Genomic DNA, 20,913 nt, shown 5'->3' with positions numbered 1-20,913 from the left:
GCCATGACCACACAAGAAACCTGCACCCTATACACGGCCAACGGCGCTCACCAGCTCGACCTGCGGACCGCTGAGAGCTTCCTGTCTCGGTTTCGAGGCCTGATGCTGGCGCGCCCGCTGCATAGCTCGCAAGGTCTGCTGATCACCCGCTGCCCCAGCGTGCACAGCGCCTTCCTGCGTTATCCCATTGATGTGGTGTACCTGGACAAATATGGCGTCGTCACTCAATGTGTCGCGCAGCTGCGGCCCTGGCGGATAAGCTTCAGCGGTTTGGGCAGGGACAGCGCAGGCAAACGGTATGCGCGAGCGGCGCACACGCTGGAATTGGTGGCCGGCGCGGTCGCCGCGATGGACATTCGTCCGGGCGACCGACTGGACCATTCGCGCCTGACTAGGGCAGCGCCGCCTGGACGGAAGACTCCGCATAGATCGCAGCGCGGCTCGGCGATGATTGAGTTCACAGTCGTTGGTCCTATCATCACATTGCTTGGGCTGTCGGTGCTGCAATACGGCATGCTGTTTTTCGCCAAGACGCAAATCAACTATGCCAGCTTCATGGCCGCGCGCGAAGGCGCCACCGCCAATGCCAGCATCGACAGCGTCTACGCGGCCTATTTGCGCGCCCTGGTGCCGATGTATGGAGGCGGCCAGACGCCGGACGACTTGGCCAACTCGCTGGTCAAGGCGGCTGAGGATATCGGGGCCAATGGCGTCGGGAACGTCAACATCGAGCTGCTCAACCCGACCAAGGAAAGCTTTGATGACTGGCACGATCCGGTCAGGCAGGCGGCGCTGCACACCAGCAGGCGCGTCATTCCAAACAGCGGGCAAGCGTTCAAAGACCAGAAGGTTGGCGCCAAGTCAGGTCAGACCATACAGGATGCCAATCTCATCAAGCTCCGCATCACCCACGGATATTTGCCCAAGGTGCCACTTATCAAAAACCTATACGGCACCTACCTGAAGTGGCTTGACCCGCATACAGACGCTTTCCATACCAAATTGCTCGCCGACGGACGCATTCCGGTCGTGACCAGCATCACGCTGCATATGCAGTCAGACGCCATTGAACCAGGTTCCCCGGTTTCCTCTCCCGGCCCGGGCAACGGCGGAACACCAACCAATCCCGGCGACCCGCCCGTCACGCACGACCCGCCACCACCTTGTAACAACCTTAGTTGCACGGACCCGCCGGCGCCACCAACACCGCCGCCACCTTGCAACCCACTTATCGATCCTGCGCATTGCGAGCCGCCGCCGTGTTCCGTGATGTGCTGCACACCATGAGGCTTCCAATGAATACGACATTCCATCTAGGCCGCGCGTCCGGCGCCTCGCGCCAGTCAGGTCGCCAACGCAGACTGAGCGTCGCGATGACAGGCGTTTTTCTGACCGTCTGTTGCCTGGTCCTGTCCGACGCCGCGAGGGCGGACTGTGGCCCCGTGCCTGGCGGGCCTCCGGCCGCATGCGCCCCGAGCTCCCCTGCCAGCATCGGCGCGAGTGGAGGCGTCGACACTGGGGCCGGAAACCCGATCAACGTTATCACCGGCAACAAGTACCAACGAGAGGAAGACATGCCCGCGCTGCCCGGCGTACTTGGATTGGAAATCGTACGGCACTACAACAGCGCCTATAACAAACCAGGTTCGCCAAGCGGGCCGATGGGCCGCGAGTGGAAGCTGTCCTACGAGACGGAACTATTCGACAAATTCGGTAAGATTCAGATACTTCAGGCCGACGGCGCTCGGGTTATCTTCGACAGAGACCCTAAAAATCCCAACTTGTGCAGCACTTCGTTGCCGGCCAATGGTCACATCACACTCACGCGGCAGTCTAGCGGGATGACGGACTACACCTGGACCTGGCCCAACGGACGCCGGCTGCACTTCAACAACTGGGGAAAACTCGATAGCATCACTGTCCCCACCGGCGAAGCTGTCTCCCTCCAGTACGACCCCGACCAGGTCCTGGTCCGGGTCACGGACCCGCAAGGGCGCAGTCTGCACCTGGGTTACCTGGACCGGCAAACCGCCAAGGCTGGAGACCGCTTCCGTGGTGTGCAATACATCGACAGTCCGGTGGGGCGCTTCACCTATGAGTATGGAAGCGCGGTACCCCAAGGTAGCGCCCTGATCGACGCGCGCATCCTATTGTCCAATATGGCCCGTGTTCGGCTACCGACTGGCTACGACCCGGATCACAAAGCCCATCCGCTCGCCGACCGCGGCACCACGACCAGCGCCGTCAGCCGGGTCTATCATCACGACGACCCGAGATTCCCCTGGCTGCTGACGGGCATCAGCATCGAAGCGGCAGGGACGGATGGCAAGCCCATCGCCAAGCGGTTTGCTACCTTCGGCTACGACGACAACGCGCTGGCCAATCTCAGCACGCACGCCGGCAATGTCGATAAGGTCACACTCGACTCCCGCGAAGGCGGCAAGACCGTCCTTACCAATAGTCTGGGGCAGCGCACTGTTTATCGCCACGCCATTGTCGGTGGCGAACACCGCATATTGGAAGTACGCGGCGCCGGCTGTTCAACCTGTGGCGAGACTAATGTGCGCTACGGCTACGACAAGTTCGGCCAGCTCGTTGAGGCAACCAAGCTGAACGAGAACGGGGAACCAGTCAGCGTCATCCGGCGCAAGCTGGACAAGCGGGGACGCTTGGTCGTGATCAGCAAAGTCGACTATCAGGATGGAAAGCCTGGTACGGAGGTACCGCAATTACGCTTGGAATACCTGGGCGAAGCCGGCGCGCCAACGCTCCTTGCCGGGCCCAGCGTGGTCCCCGGCAAGGAGCGGCAAACGCGTATCGTCTACAACTCTGTCGGCCAGCCGCTGAGCGTGACTGAAACCGGTTGGATTCCCACCTATGACGGCAAACGCGCCGCGGCGCAGATCACGCGTACTACAACGTACCAATACGCCACCATCAACGGCCACAGCCTACTTACGCGCATTGACGGCCCTCTGCCTAACGGCAAAGCCAACAGTCCGCTCGACTCGGACGTCACTGTGTTCGAATACGACGGCCGTCCTGATAGCGGATCAGAGAAAAGCGCCGACTCGAGGCCTGGCAAACTGGCGCGATATGACGAGCATGCGGGACGACGCGATGGACTGCTCACACGCATCATCGCGCCCGGCAATCTCGTCACTGAGGTGCTCGCGCGCGACGAGGCATTGCGGCCCATAAGACTGCGCGTCACGGACGGCGATCTGGTTCGGCTTTCCAGTATCCGCAGCAACTGGCGCGGCCAACCGGAAGATATCGAACTGACCGGCGGCGCCATCCGGCGGCACCTGCATTATGACTACGATGCGGACGGCCATATTCAAACTGTGACGAGGCCCGGAAATCTGCGCAGCACTTTTGAGTATGACCAGGCAGGCAGACCCAACCGCATCATTCTGCCCGACGGCAGCGGTATCGCGATCACCCACGATACGGAGGATCGTGCTGGCAGCATTGCACACTACAACGATATGACAGCGGCACAGGCTCAAGCGCTGTCATCGACGCGCTTCGACTATGGCAGCGATGTGGACAAGCCCAGTCGCCTTGCGGGAATGACTGACTCGCTGGGGCTGCTCAAAAACTATCGATACAACGACATCGGGCAGGTCATCGCCATTGCGAACTCCATCGGCACCAATTCCACGTTCGAGTACGATGCAAATGGCCGTCTAGCCAATCGCACCGATGCCGCCGGCAGCGCGGACGCGGCCACGCTACGCCTGGCCTACGACATTTCCGGCCATGCCACGCAGGTCACAGCCCCTAACGGAGTCAACACATTGCGGCGCTATGACGACTTCGGCCTCAAGGTGTTTGAAGTGGACCCGGACCGGGGTGTCGCGCTCTTCCGCTACGACGCCGCCGGTCGTATGCTGGTGCGTATTGACGAAACGAAGTCAGCCACGCGCTACACCTACGACAACGCCGGCCGGCTGCTCACGGTGGGCAAGGACAAGATCGCCAATCTGCTCCAATACCGATATCGGGGAGGCCGACTGGTCGGCATGGTCAGCACCATCGATGGAGACCCGGCCCATGCCACTGAGCGCTTAGAGTACCAATATGACGCGATGGGGCAGATGACGAAGGAGACGCGCTGGCTGGCCGACGCGGCCGCGCACGACGGCTCGAACGCAAGTATCACGTCCAACGGGCTGCTCTTCGTTACGCGATTCGAATACGACGGGGCCGGTCGCATGATCCATCAAATCCTGCCGGACGGGCACAGCCTAAGCTATCGCTTTACCGCCGGTGGCGATGTTCGGCAACGAGCGGATGTGCGCCACCGATCAGGCCAGCTAGAAGCCATTTTGTTCGACGACCATATCGTCGTCGGCAACATCGAACAAAGCATTGCCGGCGGGCTGACCGGCTATACGATGAGTAACGGCGCACGCCAACAAATCCAGCTGGACCGGCGCGGCCGCATTGAGCAGCTGCGTACGGACTGGAACGCCACGGCGGTCGCGCCCTGGTGGCATCGCGTCGCGGCATGGTTCTCCTCCAAGTCGAATGGAGCCGATACCCCGCTGTACCGCCAAGTCAACCGTTACGATGAAGCCGACAGGCTGGTGCGGATTGAACGGCAGATTGCCGCGGCAGATGGCGGGAAACCAGCTAGTGCTCGGCGCGAAGGGTATGCCTACGACAGGATGGACCGGCTGACAGGCATCATCTCCAACGAAGGAGGGGATGTGCATTTCCGCTACGACCAAGCCGGCAACCGGGTCGCAGAATCGAACGTGCCCACGCATCAGCCCGGAGACAAGACTTCTGTCGCTAAGCCAACAGCGCGGGGATTTAATTACGCGCCGGGCGGAAACTGGCTGCTCTCCACCACACAGGCGAACGCCGACGGCTCGACGGCGCCATCTGTCCAGAATGCATGGTTCTACCACCCTATAGGGCTGCCAATGATCCAATTGCGATGGCAAACCGGCGGCGCGACGAACAGACATATCGTTTATAACAGCGACAAGCGCCCGGTCGCCGTCTACGATAATGGCCAGCTCATAGCACGCTACCACTACAACAGCCAGGGCGAGCGCATCGCGAAGACGGTCTATTCACCAAGACCGGCGCTCGTACCGGTTTCACGTTCCAAAGTAGCGATCCAAGGTGAAACCACCTATTCACTCTATAGCGGCGAGCGTCTAGCTGCCGAGTCGGACAGCCGCGGGCATATCACCGCCCACTACATTTACCTGTACGGCAAGCCAGTGGCCAAGATTGAAATGACGGATAACACCAAGCTCACCCATCGCCTGTGGAACGCCATCATGATGCGCACCGAAGACAATACCCGCGACAGCTTGGCGCAATTCTTCACCATCATCACAGACCACTTAGGCACCCCTCAGGAGGTTCTTGACGCGCAGGGGCAGCCGGTGTGGGAAGCAGTCACGGCCGCGTTCGGCCAAGCCCGCGTGACGTTTGTGGCGGCCGGAGCGAACGGCAAACCATTCCAGATGAACCTGCGGCTACCCGGCCAGGTCTACGATGCCGAAACCGGCCTGCACTACAACTACCTGCGCGACTATGACCCGACGCTGGGACGCTATCTTGCTCCCGACCCGATGGGGCTCAGTGCGGGAACGAATCCGTACACGTACGTGTCAAACAATCCATTGGCGAGCGTCGATCCGCTCGGTTTGTATCAAATCGACGTCCACTACTACATGACTTTTTTCCTGGCTATCACCGCCGGCGTGGACAAAGACGTTGCCCGTCAGATTGCACTGGCAACTCAGTACATTGACGAAAACCCGGTGACTAGACCAATGAAGGACGGGAAGTTGCCGGACTATTGGGACAGTGTTTTTGTAAATCAGCCTGCGCTGGTGCGCTACCACTTCGTGGAGGACGGTTACGACCCTCCGCGAACGACGGCCGAAAGCCTGTACCACCTTGTGACTGGTGGCGATTTACAGAGTTATATAGACCGACGTATCGCCATGCCAGCAAGTCCACAGCTTCAGCGCCTCCTCGACGCATCAAATTTCGCCAAAACAGACCCTAATGCCAACTGCCATTCAAGCGCTCAACTCTTCGGTGAATATCTTCATGCTTTTGAAGACACGTTTGCACATCGAGACCGGTTCAACGAACCTTATGCAGCTACTACCGGAGGATTGGGTAGCGGCCACTTGATGGGGGGCGAAGACCCGGACTTTACATACAACCATCCTACGCTAACGATAGCAGGTATTCCTATTGCCCCGTGGGACAACAACCAATCGCGTACTCTGGAGATGGAAAAAGAAGTCTTCAGAAAATTAAAGGCGTTCAGCAATCCGACAAATCACCAAGAGTCATCAATAGCTACGATTGAATACGCTTTGGAAACATTCAATGAGATGCCCGCAAATTTCAGTGCAAACAATCTAGAACCCAAGGTCGCGATTCTGAACAAGGCATTAGATTATCTAGGCTACCATGGAATTGATATGACATATCAGAAAGGAGCTGACGCATATGATGAAAAGAGAGCTGCGGGAAATCGCGGAGACTCACTAAATAGGCTGAATCCCTCGGACTATATAGGTACGATTCTTCCTAGTGGAACCGCGCCGCTACCGGGGATCAAATAATGAAACTACTTCGCAAGTTCTATGCGCCTCGCCCCCGAACTCAGGTGTTTCTTATGGTTATACCGATAATTACCCTCTGGATGCTGTGGCCGACAGAGGACAGGCCCCGGACCCTGCATCCGCCCACACCGGTCGCGATTTATCACAAACCGTGCATCGATGTTCGGCCGGAAGTCGGACCATATCAGGAGGCAACAATCGAAATGCCTGGGCTACATTGCACGGCGGTCGATTTTTGGCAGCGGCGTCTTTCTGACTTCGCGGGGCATGTCGGGCCAGAGCCCTATCGACATTTACTTGGCGTGAGGGCCAACGATGTCACTATCGATTTGGCGAGCCACACTTTGCATAGCGATGGAGATTCCAGTGGCATTGTCGCAGTCCGCCTTGAAGAGGGTGAAAGACCTGTGCCGCAAAACATTACTATTAAAAATGGGATTCTCGAAATTAAAGGGCTAGGCTCTGCAGTAAAAGTTGTAGACCACTGGTCCTTATATGACATTAATCCTCCGCCGCCTACAAAGTTCTCCGGATTTAAGAAATCTGGGATCGTCCTCGAAAATTTGCTCATTAAAACCGACAACATAGGCGTCATACTTGAAGGAAACGGGAATGTCATCCGCAATTGCATAATCGAGAGCGGAGGCGACAGCGTCATTATGATGGCGGGTACAGGGGGCCAAATTCTGAACAATACAATCATTCTTACCGAGCCGCTACCACCCGCGAATGGTCCAAGGGGTTTCCTCACCCAGTTCGACAATCTATCTGATTTCAGAAGAGTCCAACGCGCAGCCATAGTCTTGCATGGGGCGACTGGCGCAGTAATCAGCGGCAATCGGATTGAAGTCAAAGGAACGTCGCAAACCTACCACAATATCTACCTCACCGATGCCAGCATTGGAGTACATGTGACGGGCAACATTATTGTAGGCTCCGCAGATATTGTGACTACCATTAAAGGAAGTACCGTCTCATTGAAGAATAATGTAGTTGAAAGACCCAAGGAAAAACCGTGGTGGAGGTTGTAAAACCTCTATCTGTAATGTTCGCTTAGCACACCGGGACTTGGGATGGAAACGCTTAAAGTAATTAAGATTCCTTACGGTATGCTTTCGCCGCTAGGCTTGTATTTACTATATCTTCTAAGCATACTCATACTGCCTGTGCCAAAGCTGGTTTCTGCGTTCAGCCTCACCATCTATTTTAGTATTCTGTTTCAGGGATGCAAATTCATTGTGACGGTGGTGTACACATTTTCCCTAAGCGTGTTCTTAAAGCGACCGCTAACCCGAGCGTCGTTCAACGCAATTGCACTATGCCTTATCAGCCAATTGACCTGCTGGCCTTTATTTTACCTGCATAGCACTTATATTATGCTACTGCCCTATGCAATTCGGATAGGCGCATTGGATAGTCCTATTACGATGCCAGTTGCATTCAGCGCCGTAGCTCCGCTTTACTTACTATGTGTTCTATTAATACCTTCTTTGCTAGTGATACTCGGATTTATCGTATTCCTATTTTGTTCCTGCCGGCCATATCGGGAAAAATGTGTCGCTTTCACCGTCTTCGTCTGCACGTTTACTGTCGTGCTGGTACTGAATGCAAGCCGAATAGCGCCAACACCCAATGAGTTGCTACCTATATTTTGGCTACTACCGTCCATCCTAATGTTCGCGTACTTGGACAATAGTTCGAAACCAGAGTGCCAACCTGCTCGTTAGACTGCGGAGGACTAGTTGATGAAACTACTCCGCAAGTTCAGTGCGGTTCGCCGCCGGACCCAGGTGGTTTTTGTGACTACTCTGACAATTGTCCTCTGGATGCTTTGGCCCACGAAGGACTGGGACCATATGTCCTGGCATGATTAGTGCTGCCAGTTGGTGTAGGCTTTGAGCTTGCGTTGATAATGCCCAAAACGTCAGAGCGGTGTCGATGCTCGTGGCCGCTTGGCATCGTTCACCTAAGAGAGACGCTAATTTCATGAAGACCTCTTCGAGGTAGCGCGAATGTTCTGATGAAAAAATTAATTGCCACATAGAAATCTATCGTTCAGACTACGTCATGTAGGCTTTCATATAGAGGCGGCATTGTGGAAACAGCGATATATAGAGTGTTGATTTGCACCGAAAACTGACCCATCTTACCCCGTAATTTGCATCAGAATCTGACCCACGTTTAGACCACAATCCTACTTATGATGATGAGTAGGGGATTGGAGTGATCGACGTGGCACTACTTGGAATTATTAGACGCTGGCACATTCGTGACCAGATCCCCTTGAGAGAAATCGCCAGGCGATTGGGCATCTCTCGCAACACCGTCCGACGCTACCTGCGCGCGGAGATGACTGAGCCTTCCTATGCAGATCGGCGAACGCCGAGTGCGATCGACAAGTATGCGTTCCAACTATCGGGGATGCTAACGGACGAAGCAGCAAAGTCTCGCAAGCAGCGACGTACGTTAAAGCAGATCCACGAGGACCTAAAGCAGTTGGGTTTTGAAGGTTCTTACGACAGGGTCGCAGCGTTTGCGAGGGTATGGCGGGCGGGTCAAACTGAGCGGGTCAATTCGGCAAGCAAACGAACAGAGTATCGCTGGATCGCCGTGATGCGTGCGCTGGAGCAGGATCCGCCGGCGTCGGGCTACTACGATCTGGCGGCGCTGGGGCGGGAGCGGGCAGGCGGGCAGAGCCGCTTGCATATCGTGTTCGGCACCAAGCCCGACCGGCCCGGTTCCACCGAGTCGGTCAACCTCGACGCCATGCATGCGCATCGTTTGGCGGCGATGGGCAATTGCACACTGTATCCGTTTCCGCAGTCGGGCCACACGGTGGTGCAGCACCTGATCGACAGCAAGCGCATCAACCCGCTGCTGGCGGGGATCATTACCGGCACCGAGCTGGCGCCGGAGCCGCTCGTCATCACGCCCGCATGGCGCGCCTGGGTGGCCGAGCACCTCAAGCTGGGCAGCACGCCGGAGGAATTGGTGGACATCCTTCAACAGCATGGCTTTTCGTATGAGAGCAGCGTCGCGGCGGTTGCGGGCGGCGGCGCATGAGGGCGCTGCTGTTGCGATGCGCAGCCGGTGCGCTGGCGGCCCTGCTGGCGCTGCCCGCCTTTGCGGCCGGGGCCAGTGCCGCAGCTGGGAAGGCCGATCCGTTGGCCGCTTGCCGGCTGCCGGAAATGCGCTTGCGCAGCGACGTCGGCCTCGGCTTTCCGCGCAATCCACTGCGCCTTAAGACCAGCGGGCAGCTGCGCTTCCGCGTGCTGTTCGTCGATTTCAGCGATGCTCCGGCCACGATGGCGCCGCGCGAGGTGATGGCGATTATCTCGCCGCGCGCGGAGCAATACTTTAAGGCCGTCTCGTACGGCCAACTGGAGGTGACGCTGGCTCCCGATGCGCGCTGGATACGCATGCGCAAACCCTCGGCCGACTACCACTTCGGCCGCGGTGCCTCGTTCATGACGCACCGCGCGTATTTGCAGGAAGCGATCGACCTGGCCGGGCCGTCCGTCGACTACGCCGGCAGCGACGCCATCCTGGTGATCGCCAATCCCGCCACCGGGGCGATCGACTGGGGACCGGCCTTCACCGCCTCGCCGGGCTTTGGCGTGCAGGCAGGCGGCAGGGAGTTCATCAACGGCGCCACCTCGGGCAGCGATTTGCCGATCCTGGGCTGGACCTGGTTCGTGCACGAAATTGGCCATGCGATGTCGCTGGTCGACCTGGCCGGCCCGCGCCCGCCCAGGCAGCTGTGGCACACCTACGTCGGCGAATTCAGCGCGATGGGCAACCCGACGGGCAGGGCGCCGGAGTACCTGGGCTGGGAGCGCTGGCAGCTGGGCTGGCTGGACGACACACAGGTGCTCTGCACCGACACCACCACTACCGTCACGCTGACGCCGGTCGAACGTGCGGGCGGCGTCAAGCTGGCCGTGGCGCCGACCGGCCCGAACACGGTGCTGGCGGTGGAGAGCCGGCGCGCCGAAGGCTACGACAGCAAACTGCCGCGCGCCGGCCTGCTGGTCTACACCGTCGATACACGGCTCACCTTGCATGGCGGCGCGGTCCGCGTGCAACCGCCCGGCGACAGCGATGAACAACACTTCCAGGCGCTGCTGGCGGTCGGCCAGACGGTGGTGGTGGGCGAACTGTCGGTCACGCTGTTGAGCAGCGACGCACAGGGTGATACGTTCCGTGTCCAGCGCGCGGCGCCGCGCTAGCGAAGCTGTCGCGTTCTGGCATAATCCCGTTATATTAACTATTTAATAAGGCGGAAAATGGGCGGGATCTACCAGAAAAAGCTGTTTTTCCGCCGATCTCCCGCAGTTCAGCTTCAGTTGCTTGCCGCATGGGCCTGCGTGTTCATGCTGGCGGCGCCGTCTTGGGCTACGCCGGCCACGCCGCTGGTGCCGGCCGAGCATTTCGTCAGCGAAGACACTTACCGTGATCCGGTGCTGTCGCCCGATGGTAAATACATCGCGGTGATCACCACGATGCCCGACTGGATCGGCACGGTGCCCACATTGGCGATCCTCCGTTTGCAGGACCACAAAATCATCACGGCAATCAAGATGGAGCGCTTCGAAGTGCCGGCGCGTCACTGGTGGGTCAGCAACACAAGGTTGATCGTGACCAAGGCGCGCGACTTCGGTCTCAAAGAAAAGCCGACACCGACCGGTGAAATCCTCACGGTCGAGCTCGATGGAAGCCATCAGGATTATTTGTATGGGCGCTGGCGCAGGAAGGGCGCCGATTACGGCTATGGCATCGTCTCCGGCTTGCCGTCCAAACGCAATGGCAGGTTCTACTTGACTGAGATCGACTTTGAACAAAAGTCCAGCGCGCTGTACGAGGTCGACAGTGTGGCGAACACGCGCACGACCTTGCTGGAGCTGCCGTTCGCGGGGCTCAGCATGCTGCTTGACCACCAGTCGCAGCCGCGGTTCGCCATCGGCTACACCGCTGACGGCAAGGCCTTGTACCTGAAATTCGACTCCAACACGCTCACCTGGGAGCCGAACCGCCGCCGCGACGGTGAAACGAAGCTCGAGCCGCTCGCCTTCTCGGCCGACGACAGCGCGGTGTATGCGCAGATTGCCGAAGCCGGCAAGCCGGCCTATCTGGTGAGGCAAGACATGGAAAGCGGCGCCAGGACGGTGATAGCCGCCGACCCGGTTTTCGACGTCGAACTGGTCCGCGCCGGACGTAATTCGGCCGAGCCCTTCGGCTGGGTGCTGGCTGGCGGGTTGCCGCGGCTGCATTATCTCGATCCGGCCTCGCCGCTGGCGCAGGTGCATCAGCGCCTGAGCAGCCAGTTTCCCGACAGCTTCGTGAGCCTGCTGAACACCGCCGACGACAACAGCAAGATGCTGTTCAGTGTCAGCAGCGGGCGCGATCCGGGTGCGTTCTACATCTACGACGCCGCCACCAATCGGGCCGACTTGCTGTTTTCCACGCTGGAAAAAATCGATCCCGACGAAATGGGCGAGCGCAAGCCGATCAGCTTTAGCGCGCGCGACGGCGTCCAGCTGCACGGTTTCCTGACCCTGCCTTTTCAGCGCCGCGCCGGGCCGCTGCCGATGGTGCTGCTGCCGCACGGCGGCCCGCACGGCATCGCTGACGACTGGACCTTCGATCCGTACGCGCAATTCCTGGCCAGCCGCGGGTATGCGGTTTTGCAGGTCAACTATCGAGGATCGGGCGGCAGAGGCGATGCTTTCATCGAGTCCGGGTACACGCAGTGGGGTGGGAAAATCCAGGAGGATCTGATCGACGGCGTTCAATGGGCGATCGCCGGCGGCGTCGCCGACAAAAGCCGTGTGTGCGTGTTCGGCATCAGCTTTGGCGCCTACTCGGCGATGATGCTGCCTGCGCGCGCGCCGCAAATGTTTCGTTGCGCAGTGGGGTATGCCGGGGTGTACGATCTGCCGCTGTTGCTCAGTACCGCCGACAAGGAAGAGCCCAAGGTCGCCGACGGAATATTGCGCAGATACCTGGGCACCGACGCTGCACAGCACCGACTGAATTCGCCGACGTTCCTCGCGGACCAGATCAAGTTGCCGGTTTTGTTAATTCACGGTAGCGCCGACGATATCACGCCACTGGCCCAAGGCACTGCGATGCGTGACGCCCTGCGACGCGCCGACAATCCGCCGGAATATTTGCAAGTGAGGTCCGAAGGCCACGGCTTTTTCCTTCCCGCGAATAAGCTGAAAGTATTGAAGACGCTGGAGGAGTTCCTGGCGCGCTACTTGAATGCAGCGGACCAGGCCAAAGCATCAAGCGGTGGTCGTTGACGGCGCCGCACCGGCGTCGGTGCCCATCAGCATCTGAACCAGCTGGCTGCCTTGCGGCGTGGACCAGCTGCCTGCCAGTTCAGCGATCAGTTGATTGGTTGTGGTCAACGTGACGCCGGCCCGTTCCATGCGGCGCAACGCGATGTCGTCGGCCATCCTGGTCGGCGAACCGCCGGCATCGGCAACCACCTGCACCTCGTAGCCCTGGCTCACCAGGCTTAACGCCGGGTAGACCGTGCACACGTCATTGGTCACGCCAGCCAGGATCAGCCGCTTGCGTCCGGTGGCCTTGACGGCGGCGGCGAAGTGTTCATCGTCCATGGCGTTGACGATGCCCAGACGCTTGACGCGGCCGGCAAACTCGGTTGGCAAGATGGATGCCAATTCGTCCAGCAGCGGGCCTTGGGCGGCTTCCTCCATGCTGGAAGTCAGCACGGTCGGCAGCTTCAGGATCTTGGCCGCCTGGGCCAGGATCAGGGCGTTGCGTTTCATTTCGTCGAACGTGGTGGACTTGACCCAGCCCATCGTACCGACCTGATGGTCGATCAGCAGAAGGGCGGCATTGTCGCTGGTGAATCGCTGGAAGGTCATGGTATTTCTCCTTGGGGTTAAATGGGGGATTCCAATGTGCCGAAATCACCGCGTTGATAAGCCGCGATGGCGGCGGCAAGGGCCTCGGTCGAAGCGAGCGCCATCGGGCCTTGCCAATGCACCGGCTGGCGCAGGGGCGAACCGGTAAACAGCACGGCCTTGGCGCAGCCCTGAACGGCCGCGAGCGAGATCGCGTGGGTGGCCGCCTGCGCCGAAAAGGCCGGCAAGGTGAATTTGTCGAGCTCGTAGGTCTGCCCGTTGACCGTCAATTCGCCGTGGATCGGCATGACGAAAGCGCTCTGGCCTGCCGGAACCGGAACCGTCAGTTCGGCGCCGTCGTCCAGGCTGATATCAAGCAGGGTGATCGCGGTCGGCGGGCGCAGCGGAGACCGCGCCTGGCCGAAGCTGCCGAGCGGCACGCGCACCTTTGTGCCGGGCAGTTGCACAACCGGCACATCCTCCGGCGCCAGGCTGAGCGCATGCGGTGCGTCGTGCTGCTTTTCGCGGGCGAGGTTGACGAAGATTTGCAGCATGTGGACGGTCTTGCCCGTCTCGACGGGGACCTCTTCGTGCACCAGACCGCGGCCGGCGGCGGTCCAGTGCAGGCCGCCCGGCGCGATCAGGTTGCGATTGCCGAGGGAATCCCGGTTGTCGACGCCGGTTTCCGAGTCGAGGAACAGATACGAGACCGCCGAGAAACCGGCATGCGGATGCGGCGGAAACGTGGGCGCGCTGATCCACGCGTGATCGACGCCAAGGATCGGATCGATCGGCTCGGCCGCCTGGCCCCCGCGCAGCGTATAGGCGCGGAAGTGGCTGCCGTGGTTCATGGGCTGCAGGCGGGCGATGGTGGGCAGAGTCATGTGCTACTCCTCGATGATGGTGAGGCGCCATCATGCATCGGTGCATATTTGATGTAAATATGTGAAAATGGAGATCACTGATCCATTTTTGGCGCAATAACCATGAAACGACTGAATGACATGGCGCTCTTCGTCGAGGTCGTCAAAGCGATGAGTTTTCGTGGTGCGACCGCCGCGACCGGCGTGCCGAACTCCACCTTGTCGAGGCGCGTCACTGCACTGGAGAAGTCGATCGGGTTGCGGCTGCTGCACCGGACCACGCGCAAGATCGAATTGACCGAAGCCGGTCAGCTCTATTTCGAACGCTGCAAACGCATCGTCGACGAAGCCAATTTGGCTCACGAGCAGCTCGGGGACATGCTGGAGCAGCCCAGCGGCGTGTTGCGCGCTTCGATGCCGGAAGGTTTCGCCAATATCTTCCTGGCGCCGCTGATCGCCGAGTTCGCCCGCAGTTATCCCGGCATCAGGTTTGAATTGGATCTGAGCTCGCGGCCGGTCGATCTGGTCACGGAGCCGGTCGATGTGGCGATCCGCATGGGAGAGCCGCCGAGCTCGAATTTGGTAGCGCGCCAGCTCGCGGTACTGCCGCGCTATCTTTATGCTTCGCCTGGCTATCTGGAGGCCGCCGGAGAGCCAAGAAAGGTGGCCGACCTGGCCCGGCATGAATGCCTCAGATTACGCGCCTCCGAGCCCGATAGGTGGTCTTTGCTTCAGGGTGATACCCTGACGGAGGTCGTGGTTGGCGGTCGTTTTCTGCTCAACAGCGTCAGTATGATTCAGCGTCTCGCCGCACGACATATGGGCATCGCCGTGCTGGCCAGGGACATCGCCGCTGACGACGTGGCCGCCGGCCGGCTGCGCCGGGTGTTGCCGGATTGGCAGGCCACACCGATTCCCGTCTATGCCCTGACGGAAACGCGACTGCTGCCAGCGAAGATTCAGCGCTTCATTGATTTCCTGCGGGAGCATTTGGGGAAGATTGAGCATACGTAGCATCCCGCGTCGTACCGTCGATATGGCGCAGCACCGGCGTCCTGAATTCGAAGCGCTTGATTTCGCCGACCATCAGCACGTAGCACAGCACCGTGACGGCGGCGTTGGCGCCGACGAACACCAGGGCGCCGGCGAACGAGCCGGTCTCCTGCAGGATGTAGCCGATCACGATGGGCGTGGTGATGCCGGCCGTGTTGCCGAAGGTGTTGAACAAGGCGCCGCTCATGCCGCCGGCTTCCTTCGGCGAGGTATCCGCCACCACCGCCCAGCCCAGCGCGCCGACGCCCTTGCCGAAGAAGGCCAGCGACATCACCAGCACCACCAGCCAGTCGGCATCGACGTAGTTACAGACGATCATCGACATCGCCAGCAGCATGCCGCCAACGATGGGCGTCTTGCGCGCCATCGACAGCGAGGTGCCGGATTTGATCATGCGGTCGGAGATCACGCCGCCCAGCACGCCGCCGAGAAAGCCCGCCACCGCCGGCAGCGCGGCCACGAAGCCGGCCTTCAGGATCGTCATGTGCCGCTCGCTGACCAGGTAGACCGGGAACCAGGTCAGGAAGAAGTAGGTCAGCGTGTTGATGCAGTACTGGCCGATGTAGACGCCCAGCAGCATGCGGTTGCCCAGCAGTTGGCGGATGCACGACCAGGTGTCGAGCGTGGTGGTGGCGACCGCCTTGTCCTTGCTTTCCAAATCCACCAGCGCGCCGCCCGCTTCGATGTAGGCCAGCTCGGCCGCGTTGATGCGGGGATGGTCCTTCGGCCCGTAGACTGTCCTGAGCCAGATGAAGGCCATGACGATGCCCAGCGCGCCCATCACATAGAACACGCTCTCCCAGCCGTAGCTGTGGACCAGCCAGCCCATCAGCGGCGCGAACAGCACCGAGGCGAAATACTGGGCGGAGTTGAAGATGGCCGCCGCCGTCCCGCGTTCGGCCGTCGGGAACCAGGCCGAGGCCAGCCGGCTGTTGCCGGGGAAGGAGGGCGCTTCGGCGGCGCCGATCAACAGGCGCAGGCAGAACAGCGTCGTGACCGCGGCGGCACCCGTCAGGAAGCCCACGGTGCCCATCAACATCGTAAAGCTGGACCACAGGAAGATGCTGAAAAAGTAGGTGCGCTTGGAGCCGAAGCGGTCCAGCAGCCAGCCGCCCGGCAGTTGCGCCAGCACGTAGGACCAGGCGAAGGCCGAGAATACAAAGCCCATCTGCACCGGTGACAGGCCCAGCAGCTTCTTGATTTCCGGCCCGGCGATCGCGATGGTGGCGCGGTCGGCGTAGTTGATGGTGGTGACGGCGAACAGGGTGGCGAGTATCAGCCAGCGTACCCGGCTCGCTTTGATGGGCTGCGATGTCATGCGGTCTCCTTGTTATGGTGGTTTTGAAGCGATCATAACTTAGATGTCAGACGTCGTACAACTATATTGTGTGCAATTGACGGGCTGCCGCCAGCGTGCGACGATGCGGCCATGAGCAGCCTGTTTGAATGTAGTACGCTCGCGCCGGCGTGGTTATGCCATCACCGCGACATCCTGTTGTATCTGGCGCCGTCCCTTGTGCTGGCGTTGCTGATCCGTGCCTTGTCGGCGCGGCATCCCATCTTTTTCTTGTTTACCGTCGCTGGAACGATCTGTCACGAGCTGGCGCATTTCCTCGCCGGCCTGGTGACGTATGCGCGGCCGGCCGCCTTCACCGTCATTCCGCGCCGGGTCGGGCAGGGCTGGGAGCTGGGCTCGGTGCGCCTGACGCGGGTGCGCTGGTACAACGCGGCGCCGTCCGCGCTGGCGCCGTTTGTGGTGGTGTTGCTGCCGTTCGTGGTGGCGTGGTGGCGCACCCGGGCCGGACTGCATTTCCAGTGGATAGACCTGGCGCTGGCGTTCGCCGTGGCGCCGCAGTTCCTGGCTTGCTGGCCGTCGACGGTCGACTGGAAAATCTCCCTGCGCTCCTGGCCCTATCTGCTGATCGCCGGCTTGCTGTGGTGGTCGGTGCCTTACTGGTGGCCGCTGCTTAGAGCGATCTGACGGCCACCGCGCGCGCTTAGCGCTTAGTGCTGGGGCGCGCTGTTCAAGGGCTTGACGACGGCGTCCAGCGCGACCTTGCTGCGGACCTTGTTGGCATCCTCAAACTCCAGCGTCAGCGGAATCTTTGCACCGTCGGCCAGCGGCTGCTTCAGCTGCATCAGCATCAGGTGGTAGCCGCCGGGGGCCAGTTGGACCGCCTGGCCGGCTGGCAGCGCCAGGGCGTCGATCTGGCGCATGCGCATCATGTCGTTGACCATTTTCATTTCGTGCACCTCGACCACGCCGGCCGCCGGCGAGCTGGCGCCGACCAGGCGGCTGTCTTTCGCCGAGGTCAGCGTCATGAAGGCGCCGGTGGCTGTTTGCGAGGCCACGGTGCCGCGCACCCAGGCCTCGCTGACGGTGACTTGGGCGAAGGCGGGCAGGGCGGCGAGGAGCGTCAGGTAGATCATGCGTTTCATTGGAATAATCCTTTCAGGAAGCTGGTTTCTTTTTTAGGTTGCATCAGTTGGCGCAGATCGGCTGCGCACTGCTGGGCGGTTTGCTCGTGCTTGAAGGCGAGGCGGATCTTGCCGGTGGCGTCGAACACATAGGTGATGGCCGTGTGGTCCATCGTGTACGAGCTGCCGCTGGGGACTTTGCGGTAGAAGATCTTGAAGTCCTTGGCGGCCCTGGCGGTTTGCGCCGCGTCGCCGCGCAGGCCGACAAAGGCCGGATCGAAGGCGCGCATGTACTCGGCCAGCAGCGCGGCTGTGTCGCGTTCGGGATCGACGGTGACGAAGACGACTTGTAGCTTGTCGCCATCGGCGCCCAGCAGCCTCTTGGTCTCGACCGCGCGCGACAAGGCGGTCGGGCAGACGTCCGGGCATTGCGTGAAGCCGAAGAACAGCAGCACGTATTTGCCCTTGAAGTCGTGCAGCGAGGCGGGCTTGCCGTCGTTGTAGAACAGGCGGAAGTCCGGGCCTATGCTGCTGCCGGTGATGTCGATGCCGGTGTAGGCCGGCGACGCGGCATGCGCGGCCAGCGGCAGTGCAGCCACTGCGGCCAGCGCGGTAATCAGGGTACGGCGTTGCATGGTAAATCCTGTGAGTTTTGTTGCGTGAACAGGCGCACGCCAGCCGTCGCCGGTGTGGCGCAGCTGCATGCGGTCTACGGGAACATCAGGACAGGGCGGGCGGTCCGCGCGGCTGCGCGCTGGACCCGTTGAACAGCGGAGCGGGGGATTGATAGTGCAGCGCCGGATAGGCGTCGTGCCCGCGCTGCATCGTGAGCAGGCCGGCCGGCGTTGGCGGCGGCGCGTAGGTGTCGGCGTGGGTGGCGCAGAACACGCAATGCTTGAGCACGTGCGCGGAGGTGTCGCCCGGCGCTGGCCTGGCCAGCGTGGCGCTGCAGATTTCCAGCACCAGCGGATCGCGCGCCAGCGTGGCCATCGCGTGGCCGATCGCCGGGGCGAGCAGGTTCAGCAAAATCGCTATGCAGACGATCAGGCTGTGGCCGCGCCGGTGCTTCAGAAATTTACCCATGCCGCAATTATAGGGCAATAGCGGACGTCGAACCCCGCACACCTCAGCGATGGGCGGGCCACACCACTTAGGGGTCTGACCCCGAACGGGGTCAGACCCCACCCGGCGGTGGGGTAAGACTACTTCAGCGCAAGCGGGGTCTCGCTGAGCTTGAAGATCCGCACCACTTGTTCCAGATCGGCGGCCTGGTCTTGCAGCGCATGCGCGGCGGCCGCCGCTTCCTCGACCAGCGCGGCATTCTGCTGCGTGACCTGGTCCATCTGCGCGATCGCCTGGTGCACCTGGCCGATGCCGGCGCGCTGCTCGTCGCTGGCGCTGCTGATCTCGGCCATGATGTCGGTCACGCGGCGCACGCTGACCACCACTTCCTGCATCGTCGTGCCGGCCTGCGCCACCTGCGCGCTGCCGATGTCGACCTTGCTGACCGAGTCGTCGATCAGCGCCTTGATTTCCTTGGCCGCGGTGGCTGAGCGCTGCGCCAGGTTGCGCACTTCCGACGCCACCACCGCGAAGCCGCGGCCTTGTTCGCCCGCGCGCGCCGCTTCCACCGCCGCGTTCAGCGCCAGGATATTGGTCTGGAAGGCGATGCCGTCGATGACCGAGATGATGTCGACGATCTTGCGCGAGGACTGGTTGATCGAGCCCATCGTGTCGACCACCTGCGCCACCACTTCGCCACCCTTGGCGGCGATGCCGGAGGCGGCCAGCGCCATCTGGTTGGCCTGGGCGGCGTTGTCGGCGTTCTGCTTGACGGCGCTGCTCAGCTGCTCCATCGACGCCGCGGTTTCTTCCAGGCTGGAGGCCTGCTCTTCGGTGCGCGACGACAGGTCCAGGTTGCCGGCGGCGATCTCGTTGGAGGCGGTGGCGATCTGCTCGGCGCCCAGCCGCACCTGGCCGACCACGCCGGACAGGTTCTTGCTGATGCCGTTCAGTGCGCGCAGCACCAGGCCGATCTCGTCCTTGTTATCGATGGCCAGTTGCACGTCCAGGTCGCCCTGGGCGATGCGGCTCGCGGCCGCTTCGGCGCGGGCCAGCGGACGGGTGATGTTGGCGCGCACCAGCAGGAACAGGATTACGGCAAACAAGGCCAGCGACACCAGGCCCAGCGCGGCGTAGCGGTTGCGCAGCTGGCCGGCTTCGCGGGTGATCTCTTCGCTGTAGGTGCCGCCGACGATCAGCCAGTTCCACGGCTTGAAGGTATGGAACTCGACCATTTTCTCGCGCGGCGCGGCGTCGGCGCTGTCGGCCCAGTGGTAGCGCATCGAACCTTCCTTGGCCTCCAGCATGTCCTTGATGAACGGGCGGCCGTCGCTGCTGGCGCTGTCGATCAGGTTCTGGCCCTCCTTGGTCGGGTGCACCAGCGCCGTGCCCAGCGTCTTGCCCGGCGCGGCGTTGACCACGTAGATGTAGCCGGTGTCGCCGATCTTGATGGCCTTGATCTTTTCCTTCAGCATGGCCATGTTCTTCGAGATGTCGAGGCCGATGAACAGCACGCCGATGACCCGACCGCTGGCGTCCCGGATCGGATCGTATTACGTGATGTACTGCTTGCCGAACAGCGTGGCCAGGCCGATGTAGTTGCCACCGGCGCGCAGCGGCGCGTAGCTCGGATGGGCGTGGTCGAGCTGGGTGCCGACGGCGCGCTCGCCGTTTTCCTTCTTCAGCGAGGTGCTCACGCGCACGAACTCCTCGCCGCTGGCGGCAAAGATGGTGGCGACCACGCCGGTGTCGGCGGTGAACTTGTCGGGAATGGTGAAGTCCAGGTTCAGCGTCTTGCCGTCGAGCTTGAGCGAGGGCGTGGCCTTGCCGCCGATGTCGACGGCGGCGGCGCTGTCGAGCGTGAACTTGCCGTCGCCGAAGCCGGCCGCGAACAGGCGGGCGAAGCTGGACGCCTCGTTGGTCATGGCGGTGTTGAACACGTCGACCGTGTTGCTGATGCCGCCCAGCGTGTTGGCGACGTTGGCCTTGGCGCGCTCGGTCAGCATGGCCGAGGTGCTCATGTTGATC

The 20,913-nt window shown here is 61.1% G+C and carries 14 protein-coding genes and 2 pseudogenes; 8 read left to right on the top strand and 8 right to left on the bottom strand.

Annotation, left to right across the window (positions count from 1 at the left end; translation table 11 throughout):
• The first annotated feature begins 3 nt into the window (after window positions 1-3).
• From ACEN9O_RS26690 to ACEN9O_RS26665, 6 genes and pseudogenes are all read left to right on the top strand, one after another.
• A complete protein-coding gene (locus ACEN9O_RS26690) occupies window positions 4-1,287 on the top strand; it encodes a DUF192 domain-containing protein (RefSeq protein ID WP_495614814.1) in 1,284 nt (427 codons plus the stop codon).
• Window positions 1,284-6,614, top strand: a complete 5,331-nt coding sequence (locus ACEN9O_RS26685) for a DUF6765 family protein (RefSeq protein WP_495618545.1) — start codon at window positions 1,284-1,286, stop codon at window positions 6,612-6,614. The genes ACEN9O_RS26690 and ACEN9O_RS26685 overlap by 4 nt, the downstream gene beginning before the upstream one ends.
• Window positions 6,614-7,645 (top strand): right-handed parallel beta-helix repeat-containing protein, encoded by a 1,032-nt coding sequence (locus ACEN9O_RS26680; protein WP_495614813.1) that lies wholly within the window; start codon window positions 6,614-6,616, stop codon window positions 7,643-7,645. Before ACEN9O_RS26685 ends, ACEN9O_RS26680 begins: the two co-directional genes overlap by 1 nt.
• A 1,192-nt stretch (window positions 7,646-8,837) precedes the next feature.
• Window positions 8,838-9,164: pseudogene (locus tag ACEN9O_RS26675) on the top strand (helix-turn-helix domain-containing protein); the annotation flags it as partial.
• A gap of 509 nt (window positions 9,165-9,673) precedes the next feature.
• The gene (locus ACEN9O_RS26670) at window positions 9,674-10,843 is read left to right on the top strand and encodes a metallopeptidase domain-containing protein (RefSeq protein WP_495614812.1); all 1,170 of its coding nucleotides are present in this window, start codon (window positions 9,674-9,676) and stop codon (window positions 10,841-10,843) included.
• Between the two features lie 57 nt (window positions 10,844-10,900).
• A complete protein-coding gene (locus ACEN9O_RS26665) occupies window positions 10,901-12,919 on the top strand; it encodes an alpha/beta hydrolase family protein (protein ID WP_495614811.1) in 2,019 nt (672 codons plus the stop codon).
• Here the strand turns inward: ACEN9O_RS26665 and ACEN9O_RS26660 are convergent.
• Both ACEN9O_RS26660 and ACEN9O_RS26655 read right to left on the bottom strand, forming a co-directional pair.
• The gene (locus ACEN9O_RS26660) at window positions 12,902-13,510 is read right to left on the bottom strand and encodes an isochorismatase family protein (protein ID WP_495614810.1); all 609 of its coding nucleotides are present in this window, start codon (window positions 13,508-13,510) and stop codon (window positions 12,902-12,904) included. The two genes, ACEN9O_RS26665 and ACEN9O_RS26660, sit on opposite strands and share 18 nt — an antisense overlap.
• A gap of 17 nt (window positions 13,511-13,527) precedes the next feature.
• A complete protein-coding gene (locus ACEN9O_RS26655) occupies window positions 13,528-14,367 on the bottom strand; it encodes a pirin family protein (RefSeq protein WP_495618544.1) in 840 nt (279 codons plus the stop codon).
• 108 nt (window positions 14,368-14,475) lie between these two features.
• Here ACEN9O_RS26655 and ACEN9O_RS26650 point away from each other — a divergent pair, with 108 nt between their 5' ends.
• On the top strand, window positions 14,476-15,366 hold the full coding sequence (locus tag ACEN9O_RS26650; protein WP_495614809.1) for a LysR family transcriptional regulator: 891 nt from the start codon (window positions 14,476-14,478) through the stop codon (window positions 15,364-15,366).
• On the opposite strand, the gene ACEN9O_RS26645 is transcribed toward ACEN9O_RS26650, so the two are convergent.
• Entirely contained in the window at window positions 15,320-16,723 is a 1,404-nt protein-coding gene (locus tag ACEN9O_RS26645; protein WP_495614808.1) for an MFS transporter, read from the bottom strand. The two genes, ACEN9O_RS26650 and ACEN9O_RS26645, sit on opposite strands and share 47 nt — an antisense overlap.
• Window positions 16,724-16,834: 111 nt before the next feature.
• Between ACEN9O_RS26645 and ACEN9O_RS26640 the strand changes: the two genes are divergently transcribed.
• Window positions 16,835-17,386 (top strand): hypothetical protein, encoded by a 552-nt coding sequence (locus tag ACEN9O_RS26640; RefSeq protein ID WP_495614807.1) that lies wholly within the window; start codon window positions 16,835-16,837, stop codon window positions 17,384-17,386.
• A 23-nt stretch (window positions 17,387-17,409) separates the two neighbouring features.
• On the opposite strand, the gene ACEN9O_RS26635 is transcribed toward ACEN9O_RS26640, so the two are convergent.
• The 5 genes and pseudogenes from ACEN9O_RS26635 to ACEN9O_RS26615 form a co-directional block, all read right to left on the bottom strand.
• A complete protein-coding gene (locus ACEN9O_RS26635) occupies window positions 17,410-17,844 on the bottom strand; it encodes a copper chaperone PCu(A)C (RefSeq protein WP_495614806.1) in 435 nt (144 codons plus the stop codon).
• Window positions 17,841-18,458 (bottom strand): SCO family protein, encoded by a 618-nt coding sequence (locus ACEN9O_RS26630; RefSeq protein ID WP_495614805.1) that lies wholly within the window; start codon window positions 18,456-18,458, stop codon window positions 17,841-17,843. The genes ACEN9O_RS26635 and ACEN9O_RS26630 overlap by 4 nt, the downstream gene beginning before the upstream one ends.
• 85 nt (window positions 18,459-18,543) lie before the next feature.
• Window positions 18,544-18,906 (bottom strand): DUF2946 family protein, encoded by a 363-nt coding sequence (locus ACEN9O_RS26625; RefSeq protein WP_495614804.1) that lies wholly within the window; start codon window positions 18,904-18,906, stop codon window positions 18,544-18,546.
• Between the two features lie 119 nt (window positions 18,907-19,025).
• On the bottom strand, window positions 19,026-19,796 hold the full coding sequence (locus ACEN9O_RS26620) for a methyl-accepting chemotaxis protein (RefSeq protein ID WP_495618543.1): 771 nt from the start codon (window positions 19,794-19,796) through the stop codon (window positions 19,026-19,028).
• A 27-nt stretch (window positions 19,797-19,823) separates the two neighbouring features.
• A pseudogene (locus ACEN9O_RS26615) lies at window positions 19,824-20,891 on the bottom strand (Cache 3/Cache 2 fusion domain-containing protein); the annotation flags it as partial.
• Window positions 20,892-20,913: the final 22 nt, after the last annotated feature.

The organism is Duganella sp. Dugasp78 (genome assembly GCF_059491455.1).
This window is presented reverse-complemented; position numbering and strand designations above follow the sequence as displayed.